Source organism: Tardiphaga sp. 215_C5_N2_1 (assembly GCF_052076055.1).
Taxonomy (GTDB): Bacteria; Pseudomonadota; Alphaproteobacteria; order Rhizobiales; family Xanthobacteraceae; genus Tardiphaga; species Tardiphaga robiniae.
In genome coordinates this window covers 5,597,709-5,614,477 of the sequence record NZ_CP197240.1, presented here as the reverse complement: position 1 = coordinate 5,614,477, position 16,769 = coordinate 5,597,709, and the positions used below count along the sequence as shown (strand labels likewise).

At 61.5% G+C, this 16,769-nt stretch carries 16 protein-coding genes; 11 read left to right on the top strand and 5 right to left on the bottom strand.

Annotated elements, in window-relative coordinates:
- Positions 1-5: 5 nt before the first annotated feature.
- Positions 6-1,217, bottom strand: coding sequence for an efflux RND transporter periplasmic adaptor subunit (locus AB7828_RS26655; protein ID WP_441231624.1), 1,212 nt, complete (start codon positions 1,215-1,217; stop codon positions 6-8).
- A gap of 196 nt (positions 1,218-1,413) precedes the next feature.
- On the opposite strand from AB7828_RS26655, the gene AB7828_RS26650 reads away from it, so the two are divergent.
- Positions 1,414-2,094 carry a TetR/AcrR family transcriptional regulator gene (locus AB7828_RS26650; RefSeq protein WP_439073127.1) on the top strand — a complete coding sequence of 227 codons (681 nt, stop codon included), beginning with the start codon at positions 1,414-1,416 and terminating at the stop codon, positions 2,092-2,094.
- A 95-nt stretch (positions 2,095-2,189) separates the two neighbouring features.
- Positions 2,190-2,612, top strand: coding sequence for a hypothetical protein (locus AB7828_RS26645; RefSeq protein ID WP_089262035.1), 423 nt, complete (start codon positions 2,190-2,192; stop codon positions 2,610-2,612).
- A 10-nt stretch (positions 2,613-2,622) separates the two neighbouring features.
- Here the strand turns inward: AB7828_RS26645 and AB7828_RS26640 are convergent, their stop codons facing one another.
- Positions 2,623-3,834 carry a glycosyltransferase gene (locus tag AB7828_RS26640; protein WP_093759432.1) on the bottom strand — a complete coding sequence of 404 codons (1,212 nt, stop codon included), beginning with the start codon at positions 3,832-3,834 and terminating at the stop codon, positions 2,623-2,625.
- Positions 3,835-4,098: 264 nt separating this feature from the next.
- Between AB7828_RS26640 and AB7828_RS26635 the strand changes: the two genes are divergently transcribed.
- From AB7828_RS26635 to AB7828_RS26600, 8 genes are all read left to right on the top strand, one after another.
- On the top strand, positions 4,099-5,037 hold the full coding sequence (locus tag AB7828_RS26635) for a LysR family transcriptional regulator (RefSeq protein WP_120288514.1): 939 nt from the start codon (positions 4,099-4,101) through the stop codon (positions 5,035-5,037).
- A gap of 104 nt (positions 5,038-5,141) precedes the next feature.
- A complete protein-coding gene (locus AB7828_RS26630; RefSeq protein ID WP_441231623.1) occupies positions 5,142-6,032 on the top strand; it encodes a shikimate dehydrogenase in 891 nt (296 codons plus the stop codon).
- Between the two features lie 60 nt (positions 6,033-6,092).
- Positions 6,093-7,235, top strand: a complete 1,143-nt coding sequence (locus AB7828_RS26625; RefSeq protein WP_089262041.1) for an ABC transporter substrate-binding protein — start codon at positions 6,093-6,095, stop codon at positions 7,233-7,235.
- A gap of 183 nt (positions 7,236-7,418) precedes the next feature.
- The gene (locus AB7828_RS26620; RefSeq protein ID WP_093759434.1) at positions 7,419-8,294 is read left to right on the top strand and encodes a branched-chain amino acid ABC transporter permease; all 876 of its coding nucleotides are present in this window, start codon (positions 7,419-7,421) and stop codon (positions 8,292-8,294) included.
- Positions 8,291-9,286 carry a branched-chain amino acid ABC transporter permease gene (locus tag AB7828_RS26615; RefSeq protein ID WP_441231622.1) on the top strand — a complete coding sequence of 332 codons (996 nt, stop codon included), beginning with the start codon at positions 8,291-8,293 and terminating at the stop codon, positions 9,284-9,286. The genes AB7828_RS26620 and AB7828_RS26615 overlap by 4 nt, the downstream gene beginning before the upstream one ends.
- Complete coding sequence (locus AB7828_RS26610; RefSeq protein WP_089262045.1) at positions 9,283-10,026, top strand: ABC transporter ATP-binding protein; 744 nt, start codon at positions 9,283-9,285, stop codon at positions 10,024-10,026. The genes AB7828_RS26615 and AB7828_RS26610 overlap by 4 nt, the downstream gene beginning before the upstream one ends.
- A 10-nt stretch (positions 10,027-10,036) precedes the next feature.
- Positions 10,037-10,777, top strand: a complete 741-nt coding sequence (locus tag AB7828_RS26605; RefSeq protein ID WP_089262047.1) for an ABC transporter ATP-binding protein — start codon at positions 10,037-10,039, stop codon at positions 10,775-10,777.
- Positions 10,774-12,633 carry a bifunctional sugar phosphate isomerase/epimerase/4-hydroxyphenylpyruvate dioxygenase family protein gene (locus AB7828_RS26600; protein WP_441231621.1) on the top strand — a complete coding sequence of 620 codons (1,860 nt, stop codon included), beginning with the start codon at positions 10,774-10,776 and terminating at the stop codon, positions 12,631-12,633. Before AB7828_RS26605 ends, AB7828_RS26600 begins: the two co-directional genes overlap by 4 nt.
- Before the next feature lie 15 nt (positions 12,634-12,648).
- Here AB7828_RS26600 and AB7828_RS26595 read toward each other — a convergent pair whose 3' ends face one another.
- From AB7828_RS26595 to mnmA, 3 genes are read right to left on the bottom strand one after another with little or no spacing between them, the layout of a single operon-like run.
- Positions 12,649-13,017 (bottom strand): hypothetical protein, encoded by a 369-nt coding sequence (locus AB7828_RS26595; RefSeq protein ID WP_441231620.1) that lies wholly within the window; start codon positions 13,015-13,017, stop codon positions 12,649-12,651.
- 51 nt (positions 13,018-13,068) lie between these two features.
- The gene (locus AB7828_RS26590; protein ID WP_089262053.1) at positions 13,069-13,707 is read right to left on the bottom strand and encodes a class I SAM-dependent methyltransferase; all 639 of its coding nucleotides are present in this window, start codon (positions 13,705-13,707) and stop codon (positions 13,069-13,071) included.
- Positions 13,708-13,724: 17 nt separating this feature from the next.
- Positions 13,725-14,921, bottom strand: coding sequence for a tRNA 2-thiouridine(34) synthase MnmA (gene mnmA / locus AB7828_RS26585; RefSeq protein ID WP_441232319.1), 1,197 nt, complete (start codon positions 14,919-14,921; stop codon positions 13,725-13,727).
- A gap of 319 nt (positions 14,922-15,240) precedes the next feature.
- Here mnmA and AB7828_RS26580 point away from each other — a divergent pair, with 319 nt between their 5' ends.
- Positions 15,241-16,764, top strand: a complete 1,524-nt coding sequence (locus AB7828_RS26580; RefSeq protein WP_441231619.1) for a flagellar hook-length control protein FliK — start codon at positions 15,241-15,243, stop codon at positions 16,762-16,764.
- Positions 16,765-16,769 lie beyond the last annotated feature (5 nt).

Sequence of the window (16,769 nt, the reverse complement as noted above, 5' to 3'; positions counted from 1 at the left end):
GCCCGTTATTCCTTGCGGGCCGCGGGCGCAGCGTCGGCACCTGCATCAGCCTGCTTGCCGGAATTGAGGGTCAGGCCGGTGGCGGGATCGACGGTCACCTCGACAGTCCGGGCATTGGCGCCCGGCTTGACCTTCTGCAATCCGTCGATGATCACGCGATCGCCCGAGGCAGCGCCGCGCTCGACCAGCCAGTTGTTGCCGATCGCCTGATCGACTTCGATAATACGCTGCTCGACCTTGCCGTCCTTGTCGACGAACATGGCGGTCGCCTGCCCCAGCGGATTACGCGACACCGCACGCTGCGGGATCATGATCGCGGTGGGATCGACACCGGCCACGACGCGCGCTCGCACATACATGCCAGGCAATAGCGCCCGGTTTGGATTTGCGAAGATGGCGCGGGTGCTGACCGAACCGGTCGACTCATTCACGCTGGAATCGGTGAAGCTGTATTTGCCTTTATGATCATAGGTCTTGCCGTTCTCCAGCAACAGCTCGATCTGGACGTGGCCGTCCGGCTGCTTCAGCCGGCCGCTCTGAAGTTGCGCGCGCAGGCGCTCCATTTCCGAGGTCGATTGATCGAGATCCACATAAGTCGGATCCAGTTGCTGGATCGTGGTCAGCGCACTGGCCTGGCTCGCGGTGACCAAGGCCCCCGGCGTGATCGACGACTTTCCGATGCGACCTGAGATCGAGGCGGTCACCTTCGTGCGGTCGAGCGCGATCGCTGCGGTATCACGATTGGCCTCGGCAGCCTTCAGATCGGCTTCGCCCTGCTTGAAGGTGGCGACGGCATCGTCGACATCCTGCTGACTGGCGGCATTGGTCTTGAGCAACTGCGTCTTGCGCTCGGCCTTGAGCCGCACGCTCACGAGATTGGCTTGCGCCTTCAGAACCGCAGCCTCCGCGCTTTCGAGCGCAGCCTGATATTGAACCGGGTCGATCTCATAGAGAAGATCGCCTGCTTTCACTTCCGAACCTTCGACAAAGTTTCGCTTCTGCAGGATTCCCGTAACCTGCGGCCGCACTTCCGAGACCTGATAGGCATTGACCCGGCCGGGAAGCACGGTGGAGACCGGCGCCTCCCGCGTCTTCAGAACCAGGACGCCAACTTCAGGCGCCGGCGGAGTCGCAGCTTCCTTCTTCGCTTCGCCACATCCCGCGAGCGCCAGCAGGCCAACCAGGGCGAAAGGGCGCACAAATCCAAGACGCATCATCAGTTCACCAATGCAAAACGGCGTCCGGCATCCACGCAAATCGCGGACGACGTCGCCGTTGGAAATATGTGGAAACTCTTCGGTTTCCGTACAGGAAACTTGGTAGTTTCCTTTCGGGAAGTCAAGCGCTATACTGCGGGGGAAGTCGCTGCTCAAGCGTTTGTGAGACGGCCTCGGTTAACAGGATCGATACGCAATGGTTGCACCAGCAAGTGCGAGGAAGAATCGCGATGGCACTTTGTCGCAGGCAACGCGTCTGCCGCCGGCGAGTCCTGCCGCATCGAGCACTTCGGCTTCGCCATCCGACGAACGCACCGAGCATCTGCTCACGGTCGCCAAAGCAACCTTCACGTTGAAGGGCTTCGCGGCGACCACCATGGATGACATCGCTGGCGCCGCCGGCATGTCGAAGAAAACGCTCTACAAGATGTTCGCCAGCAAGAGCGAGCTGTTCCGCGCGATGCTGCTGGGCAGCCTGCCGCAGGTTCGTTTCAGTCACGTAGAAACCAAGGGCACGCCGATCGACCGGTTAAGGTTATCCCTGAAGCACATCGTCGATATCGCGCTAGCACCCGACGAAATAGCACTGCATCGGCTGATCATCAGCGAGCGCCTGCTCTCCCCGGATATCGCCGGCATCTTCGCCGAGGTCATCTTCGAACTGGGCGCCAAGGACGTGGTAGAGGCCCTTAAGCGCGTGACGCTCCGGTCCGAGCTGCGCGATCAGCCCATCAAGCAGGTCTCCGAAATGCTGCTCGGAATCGTGTTCGCCAATGATCACTTCAGGCTGATGGCGGATAACAGCTATCGCCTCAACCGGCGCATGCTCAACACGCGGATCGAGTTGGCGATCGCGATGTTCTGCAAGCCTGCCTGATCAGGTATCCGATTTCTTAACCGATTGATCACCATAATCGGCCAAGCTGCGCCATTGCGCGGCATACCGCCGCGCGCGCTTGGACCGGATACGGCATGTTCCAGATGTTCCTGCGGGCTCGTGCCCAGAACTATCTTCGCAGCCTTGTCGGCGAGCGTGAGTTCAGGGCGCGTTCGGCTGAACGCGATGCCGAAACTGATCGCGAGCGGCTGGATTACGTCCTTTCGGCCCTCGATAGCGCACTCAGCAATGCCGAAGCCGAGCAGGCCGGCCTCACCCGCCGCGTCGACGATGTGCTGGCGCGCGCGGCCGTGACCTTCGGCAATGGGGACGATGAGTATCTGACGCGGGAGAAGCTCGACAGCGATCACCTGGACCTGTTCGAGACCGAAATTTCAAACGGCCAGCGCCGGTTGCGCGACCTTGCAGTCAGCATCTCGCACTTCAAGTTCCTGAAGACCGCCATGCTGTCGCGGTTTCCGGATTACAAAGGCCCCGCGTCGCGGGCGTCATCGTAACGGCAGATGCCTATTCGCTTCGGGCGGAATCCTTGGCATCGCTCCAACGCCGCTTGAAGCCCGCCGCATCCGGCGAACTGCCATCGCGATTGCGCCGCCGCTCACCGCTGAATGTCCGCATGTGGTCGTTCACAAATGACATCAGTTCGTTGCGGAAACGCTCGGCCGAGAATTTCTCGGCCTGCATCCGGCAGTCAGCACGCGAAAATGAGCTTTCATTCGCCACGAAGGCACGAACGCATTCCGCAATCGCTTTCGGCTCGTTGGAATCGAAAAACATGCCGGTGCGCAATTCAGGAGAGGCCGAAACCGTCTCGCGCGCGCCGCCCCGGCCGAACGCCAGAACCGGCGCACCCTCGGATTCCGCTTCGACAACGATAATCCCGAAGTCCTCCTCGGCGGCAAAGACAAAGGCACGCGCCGTCGCCATCAATTCGCGCAGCTTCTCATCACTGACAAAGCCGACAAACGTCACGTTCGGGCCGGCGATCGCCTTCAGTCGCTCCGCATCCGGCCCGTCGCCTGCGACGATCAGCTTCTGATCCGGCAGTTCGGCAAAGGCCTGGATCACGGCTTCGATCTTCTTGTAGGGCACCAGACGACTTGCCGCGAGGAAGTGGTCTCCGGTAGGCAGATCAGGCGGCAGCTTCGACATGGTCACCGGCGGGTAGATGACCTTGGCGTCGCGGCCATAGACCTTCTTGATCCGCTTGGCGACGAAATTGGAGTTCGCCAGCATGGCGTCCGGACCGTGGGCCGTGCGCACGTCCCAGATCCGGATGCGGTGCAGCAGTGCCCGCGCCAACGCGCTCTTGATGCCAGCGGTGTAACCGCTTTCATTCAGATAAGCGTGCTGCAAGTCCCACGCATAACGCATCGGCGAATGCACATAGGATACATGAAGCTGGTTCGGGCCGGTGATCACGCCCTTGGCCACCGCATAGCTGCTGGAAATAACCAGGTCGTAACCTGACAGATCGAACTGCTCGATCGCGATCGGCATGAGTGGCAAGTATGACCGATGACGTTTGCGGATGAACGGCATCTTCTGCAAGAAGCTGGTACGCGCCTTCTTGAAGCCAATCTTGGCGCGATCTTCCGGCGTCAGCACATCGAACAGCGTGAAAACGTCCGCTTCCGGATAGCACTGCAATATCTCGCGCAGCACCTGCTCGGCACCGCCCAGCGTGTAGAGCCAATCGTGGACGACAGCGACGCGCATAGGACCTCAACGGCGGAAACGACGAATGTGGGCTGACCTGAAAATAGACCAATGCGCCCCTTCTACAATCCACTCCTACAACTTGCGTTAATTCGATTGCGAACTGTCGGTAAAAATTGAATCAATTCAGATGTGTTCTGATAATCTCTGGGGAAGATGCTACCCGGTTCGCAGGACGCGGTCGGTACCATGTCCATCCAGGGCAGACGAGCGCGCATTCTGGCGCACCATCCGCGCCATTCAGCATAACGAGAGTTCTTGCGCATGATGACGTTACGCCAGGTTGAAGTGATCCGCGCCGTCATGGTGACGGGCACCATTGGCGGCGCTGCCAAACTCCTGAATGTGTCCGCGCCCGGCATCAGCCGCCTGGTCAAATACACCGAGAAGTCGCTCGGCATCCGCTTCTTCCAGCGCCAGAACGGACGCTACTTCCCGACCCCTGAAGCGCAGAATATTTTCGAGCAGATCAACGGTGTTTACAAGAAAGTCGACGATCTCACCGAGATCATCTCGAAGATCGGCCACGGAACACTGTCGGAATTGCGCATCGGATCGGTGCCCAGTATCTCGCAGGTGATGGTGCCACGTGCCATCGAGCAGGTGCGGCGGCGTTATCCCGGTCTGCGGATCGACATCAACATTCTCAAGCTTGAGGAGGCGATCGACTATCTGCTGCTCGGTCGCGGCGACTGCGTCGCCATGAGCTATCGGCTCGAACATCCCGGGCTCGACTTCATGCCGCTGGCATCCGGCGAATTGTTCTGCATCGTGCCAGAGGGACACGAACTCGCAGGTCGCAAACAGGTCTCGGCCAAGGAGATCATCCGGTATCCCCTCATCGGCATCGATCCCAACGATCCCTATGGTCGGATCATGGCGGAGATCTTCGCCCGCAATAAACTCAAATACGACATCACCATTCGAGCGAGATTTGGCACCACGGTCTGTGCCCTGGTGAAGGCAGGATTGGGCATCGCGGTCATCGACCAATTCACGGTGGCCCATGGCGGCTATCCCGGCGTCGAGGTGATCCGCATCGTCGAACCGACCCGGTTCGATACCTATGTCGCCGTGAAACGCGGCGCGCCGCTGTCACTGCATATCGAGCATTTCATCGACTGCCTGCGCACCGAGATGCGCGCAGTCGGCTCTCACAAAATTGCCGCTGCAAAGCCAGTCTCGCGCGTCCGTAAAAAATAACATCATGTTATGTTTGTTGTATAACAGGGTAATTGTGTTAGATCGCCGCCGCGCTATCTTCTGTCCCGTTTCCGATGATGATTGAAAGTATTGGCCATCCGTTCATGACCTCTTCGACGCCCCATACCCCGGCGACGGGCCAACGTTTCCTCACTGGCCTGCTCGGCGCGCCGATCGCGCATTCAGCGTCACCGGCGATGCATGAGCGGGCCGCCGAGGCCATGGGCGCCCGCTGTCACTATCAGCTGATCGAGATCCCCGGTGCCGACCGCGGCGATTTGCGCGCCATTCTGGACGGCGTCCGTCGCCTCGGTTTTGCCGGCATAAACGTGACCTTCCCCTATAAGGAAGCCGTGGTCGATCTGCTCGACGAGCTCTCGCCCGGGGCCATGGCCATCGGCGGCGTCAACACGGTCGTGGTCCGCGACGGCAGGCTGACTGGCCACAACACCGACACCACGGGCTTTGCAAGGGCCGCCAGGCAACTGGTCGCCAATTCCAACCACGGCCCGGTCGCGGTCATCGGCACCGGTGGCGTCGGCAAGGCCATCGCCTTTGCATTGGCCGATCTCGGCGTTTCGGAGATCCGGATTTTCGATACGGACACGGCCAAGGCCCGGCATCTCGTTTCCCTGCTGCACAACCGGCAAAGCATCCGCGTGGCGGACAGCGTCGATGACGCCGTTCGCGGTGCAGTCGGCATCGTCAATGGCACCCCCATCGGCATGTTGCCCAACCGCGGCACGCCGGTGCCCGATGCGCTGCTGCATGCGGAAGCTTGGGTTGCGGATGCCGTGTATTCCCCGCTGTGGACGCCGCTGCTCAACGCGGCCAAGGCAAAAGGCGCGCCGGTCATGACCGGCCGCGATCTGGCGATCTACCAAGCCGCCGATGCCTTTGAGTTGTTTACAGGATTTGCGCCTTCACCGACTGAAATGGGAATTGCTTTCGACGCCGTCATGGTCAAAAGGTACCCGACACCAAACGCAGCCTGAATGAAGCGGCCGCTCATAAGGCCGCGCCCACAAACACAACAATAGCAACAGGAGGATTCCATGAAGCCAGTGTTTTTGGCGAGCGCCCTGCTCGCGACTGTATTGACCGGTGCTGCCATCGCGCAGTCCGGAGCTCCCATTAAACTCGCCAATGTCGCCGAATTGTCCGGCGGCGGCGCCACCGTCGGCACCAACTGGAAGAACGGCATCGATCTCGCGATCGAAGAAATCAATTCCAAGGGCGGTGTACTCGGCCGCAAGCTGGAAGTGACCCATGCAGACTCGCAGTCCAACCCCGGTGTCGCCCGCGCTCAGGTTCAGAAGGCACTGGACGCCGAGCCTTATGTGCTGCTCGGGCCCGGCTATTCCGGTTCGGTGAAGGTCACCGCGCCGCTCGCCGCCGAAGCCGGCATCGCACAAATCATGGGCGGCGAAGCCGCTGAACTCACGACAACCGGCAACAAGTTTCTGTTCCGGACGTCGTTTGGCCAGCAGTCGTCCATGCCCAAGGTCGCCAAATACATCAATGACGAATTGAAGGCGAAGTCGGTCGCCATCGTTTGGGTTAACAATGACTTCGGCAAGGGCGGGCGCGATTCCATCAGCAAGGAATTCGCCAAGTACAATATCAAAGTCGCGGCCGATCTCTCCACCGAAGCCGGCCAGGCCGACTTCGCGGCCGATGTCAGCAAGATCAAGTCGGCAGCGCCGGATGCAGTCTTCGTTTACGTCAACGAAGAAGAGAGCGCGCGCATACTCAAGGAGTTGAAACGCCAGGGCATCACTGTGCCGCTGGTCGGCGAAACCACGCTGGTCGGACAGAAGGTCGTCGAACTCGCCGGCGACGCGGCCAATGGCGCGCGCGGCCATGTCGGCCTCACCACCGACGCGCCGGTCGAACTGATCAAGGCGTTCCGCGACAAGTTCGTGAAGAAGTACAACTACGTCCCGGACCATAACGGCCTCAAGGGCTGGCTCGCGATCTACATGATCAAGGCCACCACCGAGAAGATGGGCAAGGTCGATTCCAAGGGCTTCGCCGATGCCCTGCACGGCTTCACAATCACCGCCGCCAAGGAGCCGGGCATCCTGATGGACGCGACCTTCGACGCCAATGGCGACATCGATAGACAGGGTTTCCTCGTCGAGATCGTCGAGGGCAAGCAGGTCGTCAAGCAGGTGCTGCCAAAGCTCGGCAACTGAGGCCTCGCGTACTTAAGCTCTCCCCGCTTGCGGGGAGAGGTCGGAGCCAAACGGAAGCGAGGCTTCGGGTGAGGGGGAGCGAGTGTTTTACTTGCAAGAACCCCTCACCCCAGCCCTCTCCCCGCAAGCGGGGCGAGGGAGCGCGCGGCCGGTGCTTTAGCTGCCGGCCATTTGGAGAACCACATGTCCAACCTTCTCGATCTCCTCATCGCAGGTCTTGCCACCGGGGCGATCTACGCGATCGTCGCCGTCGGCTTCACGCTGCTGTGGCAGACCTCACAGACCATCAATTTCGCGCAGGGCGAATTCGTCATGCTGCCGGCCTTCCTGATGCTGGCGGTGATGCATGCCGGTGCACCGTTCTGGCTGGCGATCCTGATTGGCATCGCGCTGTCGCTGCTGCTGCTGGGCCTCGGCTTCAAAATGTTGCTGGTCGATCCAATGCTGCGCCATGGCGTGCTACCGCTGGCGATTGCGACCATGGCCCTGGCGATCGGCATCAAGGAAGCCGCCAAGCAATTCTGGAGTGCCGAAGCCTCGCCATTTCCATCGATCATCCCGGGCGGTGATGTCACGATTTTCGGCCGCGTCGTCGCCCTGCAGAGCATTGGCGTGCTGGTGCTGGCGATTCTCGCCGTGCTCGGCCTGACAACGCTGCTGAACCGCACCTCCATCGGTCACCAGATGCAGGCCGCCGCACAGAACCCGACCGTCGCGCGCATCATCGGCGTGCCCGTTGAACGCATGATCCTGCTGACCTTCCTCATCAACGCGTTTCTGGTCGCGCTGGCCTCGCTCCTCATCACGCCGATCTATCTCGCTAAATTCTCCAACGGCGAAGTGCTTGGCCAGGCCGCATTCATCGCCGCCATTGTCGGCGGTTTCAATCAGGTCCGCGGCGCCATTGCCGGCGGCCTGCTGATCGGCGTCGTTGACAATCTGTCAGCCGCCTATGTCTCCACCCAGTATCGCGCCGCCGTGCCATTGGTTCTGCTGATCGCGATCATTCTGTTTCGGCCACAGGGCATGCTTGGCCGGCCTGAGGAGCGCACCGTATGACCGCGGCGAAGACCCTCAAGATCGGCTTCGGCATCGTTGTCATTGCCGCGCTGATCATCGTTCCGATGAATTTCAATCGCTACGGCCTGTTCATCCTGAGCCAGTGGGCCGTGATGACCATCGCCGCCATGGGGCTTAACCTCACGCTCGGCTATGCCGGGCAGGTTTCGCTGGCGCAGGGCGCCTTTGTCGGCATCGGCGCTTATGCGGCTGCGATCATGACATCGAATGGTCTGCCGCTCATCGGAGCGCTCGGCGTTGCCATCGTGCTGTGCTTCGCCATCGGCTGGATTCTCGGTTACCCCGCGCTCCGCGTACAGCATCACTATCTGGCTTTTGTCACCCTCGCATTTTCGACGCTCGCTTTTCTCGTGTTTCGGAACGAGGACTGGCTGACCAAGGGCATCTACGGCATCAGCAACATCCCTCGCCCGGAGATTTTCGGCTATCCGACGCGGCGGCCGTTGCCGTTCTATTATGTCTGTCTGGGATCGCTCGGCATCGTCTCACTGGCCGTCTGGTGGCTGATCCGCTCGCCCTGGGGCCGCGCTTTCATTGCGCTGCGCGAAAATCCCGTTCGTGCGCTCTCGCTCGGCATCGACACAAGGCGCTATACGCTGATGGCCTTTGCGATCGGCTCCGCACTCGGCGGTGTTGCCGGTACGCTCTATGCGCCGTTGACCCAATATGTCGATCCCGTACCGTTCCACCTGTCGCTGTCGCTCGATCTCTTGATGATGGTGATCGTCGGCGGCTCCGGCTTCTTCTTCGGGCCGTTCCTTGGCGCGATGATCGCCGTGCTGCTGCCTGAATGGCTGCGCTTCACGCAGGGCTACTATCTGATGCTCTATGCCATCGCGGTGATCCTGCTGCTAATCTACTCACCCACCGGCATTCTCGGCATTCTCGATCGTTACATCTCCGAACGCCGCACCAAGGCAGCCTCCGCATTGCGTGCGGTCGCCAAAGCAAAACTGGAAACGGCGCCATGACCGCGGTTCTCGAAGTCAGCAATATCCGCAAGAGCTTTGGCGGCATCACCGCCGTCAACGGCGTCTCGTTCGATGTGCAGGAAGGCGAAATCCTCGGCCTGATCGGCCCGAACGGCTGCGGCAAGTCCACTTTGTTCAACTGCATCCTCGGCCAGCTCACGCCAAGCGCCGGCGAAGTGAAGGTCGACGGCAAGGTGGTCACCGGCATGCGGCCGTCAGAGCTGAACGGCCTCGGTGTCAGCCGCACGTTTCAATTGCTGCAGGTATTCCCGAAGCTGTCGGTGCGCGAGAACCTGATCCTCGCTGGTCAGGAACACCAAGGTAACATGCTGTCGCGCCTGCTCGGCCCATCCGATGCCGGACTGACCGAGGCGGCCAACCAGATGATCGGCTTCTTCAAGCTCGACCATCTCGCCGATGAGCCCGCCGGCGGCCTCTCTTATGGCCAGCAGAAACTGCTCGATGCCGCGATGGCCTTCATGGGCGGACCGCGCCTCGTGCTGCTCGACGAGCCTGCCGGCGGCGTCAACCTGACCATGCTCGCGGATCTCAAGGATCGCCTAGCGGCGATCAACCGGGAGAAGCGCGCCACTTTCGTTGTCATCGAGCACAACATGGAATTCGTGATGTCGCTCTGCACACGCGTGATGGTGATGGCCGAAGGCAAGGTTCTGGCGGTTGGGCGACCGGACGAAATCCGCGCCAATCCTGCCGTGATCGAAGCCTATCTGGGACATTGAGGATAGTGCCATGAGCGATGCAATCCTGGACGTTCAGAACCTTGTCGGCGGCTACGGCAAGATGACGATCTTGAATGGCACCACCTTCTCGGTGCCGGCTGGGTCAATCACCACCGTCATCGGGCCAAACGGCGCCGGCAAGTCCACGGTGTTCAAGGCGATCTTCGGTCTGCTGAAACTGCGCGAAGGCAAAGTCGTATTCAAGGGCAAGGACGTTACCGGTCTCAGCCAGCGCGCACTGCTGACGGCAGGCATTTGCTATGTCCCGCAGGGCCGCAATATCTTCCCGGAACTCACGGTCCGTCACAATATCGAACTTGGTGCCGTCGCCGCCGGCCGCGACATCACCGACCTGCCCGCGCGCATCGAGGCTGCGCTCGATAAATTCCCCGTGCTGCGTACCAAAGCCAAGCAACAGGCCTCGACGCTATCCGGCGGCGAGCAGAAGCAGCTCGAAATCGCCCGCGGCCTCTTGCTCAATCCGCAGCTGGTGCTGATCGATGAACCTTCCATCGGGCTGTCGCCGCTGATGGTGTTGCAAACGTTCAATATTCTGAAGGAGCTGCGTGACCGCGGCGTCTCGATCCTGATGATCGAGCAGAATGCACGCTCGGCCCTGGAGATTTCCGATTTCGGCATCGTGCTGGAGCTCGGCCAGACCCGCTTGATGGACAAGGCCGACCGTGTGCTCAACGATCCGCGCATCGGACAGTTGTTCCTCGGCGGCGCCATGACGGAGACCGCGGCATGAACAAGCTCTCGATCGCCACCGTCTCGCTATCAGGCGCGCTGGATGAGAAACTCCGCGCCATCGCTGCTGCCGGCTTTGACGAGGTCGAGATCTTTGAAGCGGACCTTCTGTCCTTCAATGGAAGCCCGCGGGATGTCGGCCAGATGTGCCGCGACCTCGGCCTGACCATCTGCGCTTTCCAGCCGTTCCGCGACTTCGAGGGCATGCCGGAGCCGCAGCGCAGCCGCAACTTCGCGCGCGCGGCGCGCAAGTTCGACCTGATGAAAGAGTTGCAGACGGATTTGATGCTGATCTGCAGCAACATCTCGCCGGCCTCGCTTGGCGGTATCGACCGAGCCGCAGCGGATTTTCGCGAGCTTGGGGACCTCGCCGCGCAGCATGGCATGCGTGTCGGCTTCGAGGCCTTGGCCTGGGGCGCCCATGTCAATGACTATCGCGATGCCTGGGAGATCGTGCGCCGCGCCAATCACTCGTCGATCGGCGTCATCCTCGACAGCTTCCATGCGCTGGCCCCGGCATTTCCCGTCAGCGCCATCGCATCCATCCCGGCGGACAAGATCTTTCTGGTGCAGCTCGCCGACGCGCCGAAGCTGGGCCTCGATGTCCTGTCCTGGAGCCGGCATTTCCGCTGCTTCCCCGGTCAGGGCGACCTGCCTGTGGCCAAGTTCATGGAAGCCGTGCAAGCCACCGGCTATAGCGGCGCGTGGTCCCTCGAGATTTTCAACGACCAGTTCCGCGCAGGCTCCGCCGTTCGCACAGCCACTGACGGATTGCGCTCACTGATCCTGTTGCAGGATCAACTGGCAAAGACACCCGCCGACGCCCTGCAGCCAAAGACATCCACCCGCGGCGTCGGCTTCATCGAATTCGCTGTCAACGAGACCAAGGCCGCGAACCTCGCAACGCTGCTTGGCCAGCTCGGGTTTCGCAAGACCGGCGCTCATCGCAGCAAGGACGTCGAACGCTGGTCGCAGGGCACCATCGAACTCGTGATCAATTCAGAGCCGGACGGTTTCGCGCATTCGCATTACGTGACGCATGGCCCCGGCGTGTGCGCCATCGCACTGGACGTCGGCAATACCAAGCAGGCCATGGCGCGCGCTGAAGCGTTGCAGGCGCGGACATTCTATCAGCCAGTCGGACCGGGCGAACTGGAAATCCCGGCGATCCACGGCGTCGGCGGAAGTCTTCTCTATTTCCTGGAAGCGGCCGGCAAGAACTGGGACGTAGATTTCGAGCCGCTGCAGAGCAATGCCGGTACAGACCATCTCTCCGTCGTCGATCACATCTCGCAATCGATGCCCTATGACGAGATGCTGTCGTGGCTTCTGTTTTACACCGGCATTCTCGACCTGCAGCGCCTGCCGCAGATGGAAATTCCGGATCCGGTCGGCCTCGTGCAAAGCCAGGCGCTGATATCAGCCAATCAGTCGCTGCGCATCATCCTGAACGGATCATCCGCAACGCGCACGCTGTCGAACCGCTTCATCTCGGAGTTCTTCGGTTCCGGCGTGCAACATATCGCGTTCTTGTGCGACAATATCTTTTCTGCTGTGGCCGATATGCGCAAACGCGGCGCCAAATTCCTACGTATTCCCGACAATTACTACGATGACGTGGAAGCCAAGTATGGGCTCGATGCCGAGCTGATGGCTGCGCTGCGCGACAACCAGATCCTGTATGATCGCGAAGGCGACGGCGAATTCTTCCAGATCTACACGCCGAGCTTCGATGAGCGCTTCTTCTTCGAGATTGTCGAGCGCCGCAACTATCAGGGATTTGGTGCGGCTAACGCCGGTATCCGTCTCGCAGCTCAAACGCGTGACGCGCGGCCTGTGTCCGTGCCGCGCGCCTGACGAACTCGTTAAAACTTACTTCGGCCGAACGCTTTGATCGCCACCGGGACTGCCGGGCGGGGGAATCACCGGCGTATTGCTGCTATCTGAATTCGGCGCGCGTGCCCGCATCGCGGGATCGACATTGCTCGGCGGGCAAAGGACGCCATCTGATTTCGCGAGTTTATCGCCCAACGGCTCCGGGCTCTGGCCGGTCGTCGTACCGCTGGGAGCAATTGTCCCCTGCGGGGTTGTTTGTGTCGGCGCACAATTGGCATTTGCACGCTCGGCCGATGGCGGCGCGGTCTGTGCGGGAGGCGTGGCAGGCGGCGGCGCCTGCGCGAAGGCAGCGCTGGAACCGGCGACGACAAGAGCTGCGATGACGAGCGACTGTTTGATCTGCATCCGGAGCAAACCGCGGGCGCGAGTGGAGGTTCCGGCCTCGCGCTACAACAGTCAGGATTTAATATAGCGGATCAACGAAAAATGCCCCATCGGCGGCATCGGTCGGCGCTCTGCCAGCGTGATCCCGCCGTGGACCGTTGCCCAGTCCACCAGCCGCTTCCACGGAAATTCCGGTCGCCAACCGAGCCGGCGCGCCAGCGGCGCAAAGGCCAGTTCGAAAATCTTGCGCGGACCGCTTTCGGCGCCGATGTGATTGACGAGAATGAGCTCGCCGCCTGGTTTCAACACGCGGATGAAATCGTCCAGCGTCGCTTCCGGATCGGGTACGGCAGTGATGACATATTGCGCCACGACGGCATCGAAATGATTGTCGGGGAATGCGAGATTCTTCGCATCCATAACCGCCAGCGTTTCGACATTGGTGAGGTTGTGGGTGCGGACGCGCTCATGCGCCTTGCGCAGCATCGGCTCGGAAATATCGACGCCGCAAATCTTCGTGGTGCGGGCGTAATCGACCAGCGACAGACCTGTGCCAACACCGACATCAAGGATGCGGCCGCCAATGCGATCGGCCTCGATAATCGTCGATTGCCGACCGCTATCGAACACTTTGCCAAAAACGAGATCGTAAATCGGCGCCCAGCGCCCGTAAGCCTTCGCGACCCCCGCGCGGTCGATATCGCCAGCCATGCCCCTACCCTGAACTCTTACACACGCATTGCTGCGACGGCAGGGACACTAGCATCGCGGGGGGAGATGCTGACAGGGCTTTTCGCCGCAGCGCTCTTGATGAAGCCGCCGCCGAGCACACGGGCCTGACCGTCCGGCGCGTCGTAGAACACACAGGCCTGACCGGGCGACACGCCCTCCTCGCCGCCGACCAGTTCGATCTCGTAGCCGCCATTCATAGCACGCAACCAGGCTGGCTGTGGTCCACGGGTCGAGCGCACCTTGACGAACAGCTCGAGGCCATTGCCAACAGCGCTATCGAGCGTTCCGCCGCCGATCCAGTTGACGTCGCGCAGCACAATGCGGTGCATCCGCAAGGCCTCGCGCGGGCCGACCACCACGCGCCGGGTGACGGCGTCGAGTTTGATCACATAGAGCGGCGCGCTCGCTGCAATACGGAGGCCGCGGCGCTGACCGATAGTGAAATGGATAATGCCGTCGTGGCGGCCGATGACATGGCCATCCATATCGACGATCTCGCCCGGTTCGAGCGCATTCGGCTTCAGACGTTCGATCACGTCGGTGTAGCGGCCGGACGGCACGAAGCAGATGTCCTGGCTGTCCTGCTTGTCGGCGACCGACAGATCGAACTGCCGGGCCAGTTCGCGGGTCTGCGGCTTGCTCATGTCGCCGAGCGGAAAGCGGAGATAATCGAGCTGTTCCTGCGTAGTCGCGAACAGGAAATAGCTCTGGTCGCGATCGGCATCGGCAGCGCAGACCATGGCACGCGAGCCGTCAGCAAGGCGGCGTGAGGCTACGTAATGCCCGGTCGCCAGCGCCTGCGCGCCGAGATCGCGCGCGGTCGCCAGCAGGTCGCGGAACTTGACGGAACGATTGCACTCGATGCACGGCACCGGCGTTTCGCCGGAGGCATAGCTCGCGGCGAAATTGTCGATGACGGACTCGCGGAACCGGCTTTCGTAATCCAGCACATAATGCGGGATCCCGATCCGCTCGGCGACGTCGCGGGCATCATGGATGTCACGGCCGGCGCAGCAGGCGCCCTTGCGATGGGTGGCGGCGCCGTGATCGTAGAGTTGTAGCGTAATACCGACGACGTCGTAGCCCTGTGACTTCAACAGCGCAGCCGTCGCCGAGGAGTCGACGCCGCCGGACATGGCGACCACGACCCTGGTGTCCTGCGGACGGCCTTCGAGATCGAGACTGTTGAGCATGGTTTCGGTCACTGATGCGACCGCGCTGGCTGCAAACCGTCGCGATCAGGAAAACGGAGCCAAATCCCGGAACTTAAGGTCGGTCCGACAATGGGTTGGGATATGGCACTTTAATATAGGCCGCCTTGCGCTCAATCAATCACGGCGCCTCGCCGGAACGGCAATTCTTGCCGCCGGGCAGAAAAGATAATGCCGCGACGATCCCCACGGGGGTTCCACCCGAATTACAACATACTGATTTATATAGACATTTTTATAAAACGAGAGGTGGCCCGGTCCTTGCTGAAAGGAGGATAGAACTCTTCTGGAAAGGCCGCCCGTGGTTAGCGTCACGTCCGATATCGTCTCAAACGTCTCGTTTCAGAACGCACGATCGAATTCGTCCCGCGACGATCAGCGGTCGGACGCCGACAGCTTCGGCTCGCTGGTCGACAGCAACACCGTTGCCAGCGCCAATAGCGACCGCGCCGCGGCAGCCCAACCTGATCTGCCAGCGCCCGCACGGCGCGACGACACCCGCCCCTCGAGCAATGACCGCACACGGCAGGCCGACGATCGCGCCGACGACGCGGCCGCCAATGCACGCGACCGCGACACCCACGCAGCCGATGCCGCGCAGGACTCCCGCAAGGCGAAGAAGAGCGACCCGAGCGACACGAAGGTCGATTCCAAGGCCGACGCGAAGACGGGCGACAAGACCGACACCAAGGACGCCCCGTCCAAGGATACCGACAAGACCGCAACGACCGACGCCGACGCAACGACCTCAACCGAGAAACCCGTCGCGGTTGCCGCCGTCGCCGTTGCGATCCCCGTGCCTGCGGCCACGACCGATGTTGCAGTAGCTCCAACAGCGCCCGAAACCACCGGCGTTGCACAGCCTCTCGCCATCGCTGCAGCCGTTTTGAAAGCCCAGACGGCAGTGACCGAAGCCGCAACGGTTGACGCCGAAGCGGCGCCTGCATCGACGGCCCCGGAAGCCGAAGCGAATTTCGCGGCACTTATCGCATCCGCGACACCCGCGGGCGGCAAAGCCGGCGCGAAGAAGACCAGCGCAGCCGATGCCACAACGGCATCAACGGCTGAGGTCAAATCAGAAGACAAGACCAAGACCACCGAGACGACGTCCGCGCAGCCAGCCGACGCGGCCGCAGCGTCGACCGTCGGCAAGGATACCAAGCCGGGCGACAAACTCGTCGATGGCGTAGCAACTGACGCGACCGCCGTTGCACCGGAAGCTGCAAAGCCTGCGGCTAGCGCTGCCCACGAGCGTCGCACCGAACACACCGCTCAGGCTGCAGTACCGGATGTGACTGCGCCGACCACCAATAGCTTGCAGCAGCAGCCGTTGCAGACCGCAACGACGCCGATTGCAGCTGCGACCCCGCAATTGACCGCCACGGTCGCGACCAATGCGCCAGTGCCTTTAAATGGCGTCGCCGTCGAGATCGCGCAGAACGCCAAATCGGGCAAGAGCAGCTTCGACATCCGGCTCGACCCTGCTGAGCTTGGCCGTATCGATGTCCGCCTCGAAGTCGACAAGCATGGCAATGTCACCTCGCATCTCACCGTCGAGAAGCCGGAAACCCTGACCATGTTGCGCCAGGATGCACCGCAACTGCAGCGCGCACTCGAACAGGCTGGTCTCAAGACCAACGACAGCGGACTACAATTCAGCCTGCGCGATCAGTCGCAAGGCCAGCAACAGAACAGTGGCGAGAATTCGGGCCGCAACGCCCAGCGCCTTGTGATCCACGAAGACGAGTCCGTGCCTGCGATCGCTGCGGGCCGCGGTTATGGCCGCATGCTGGGATCCAGCAGCGGCGTCGACATCAGTATTTGAGGAGC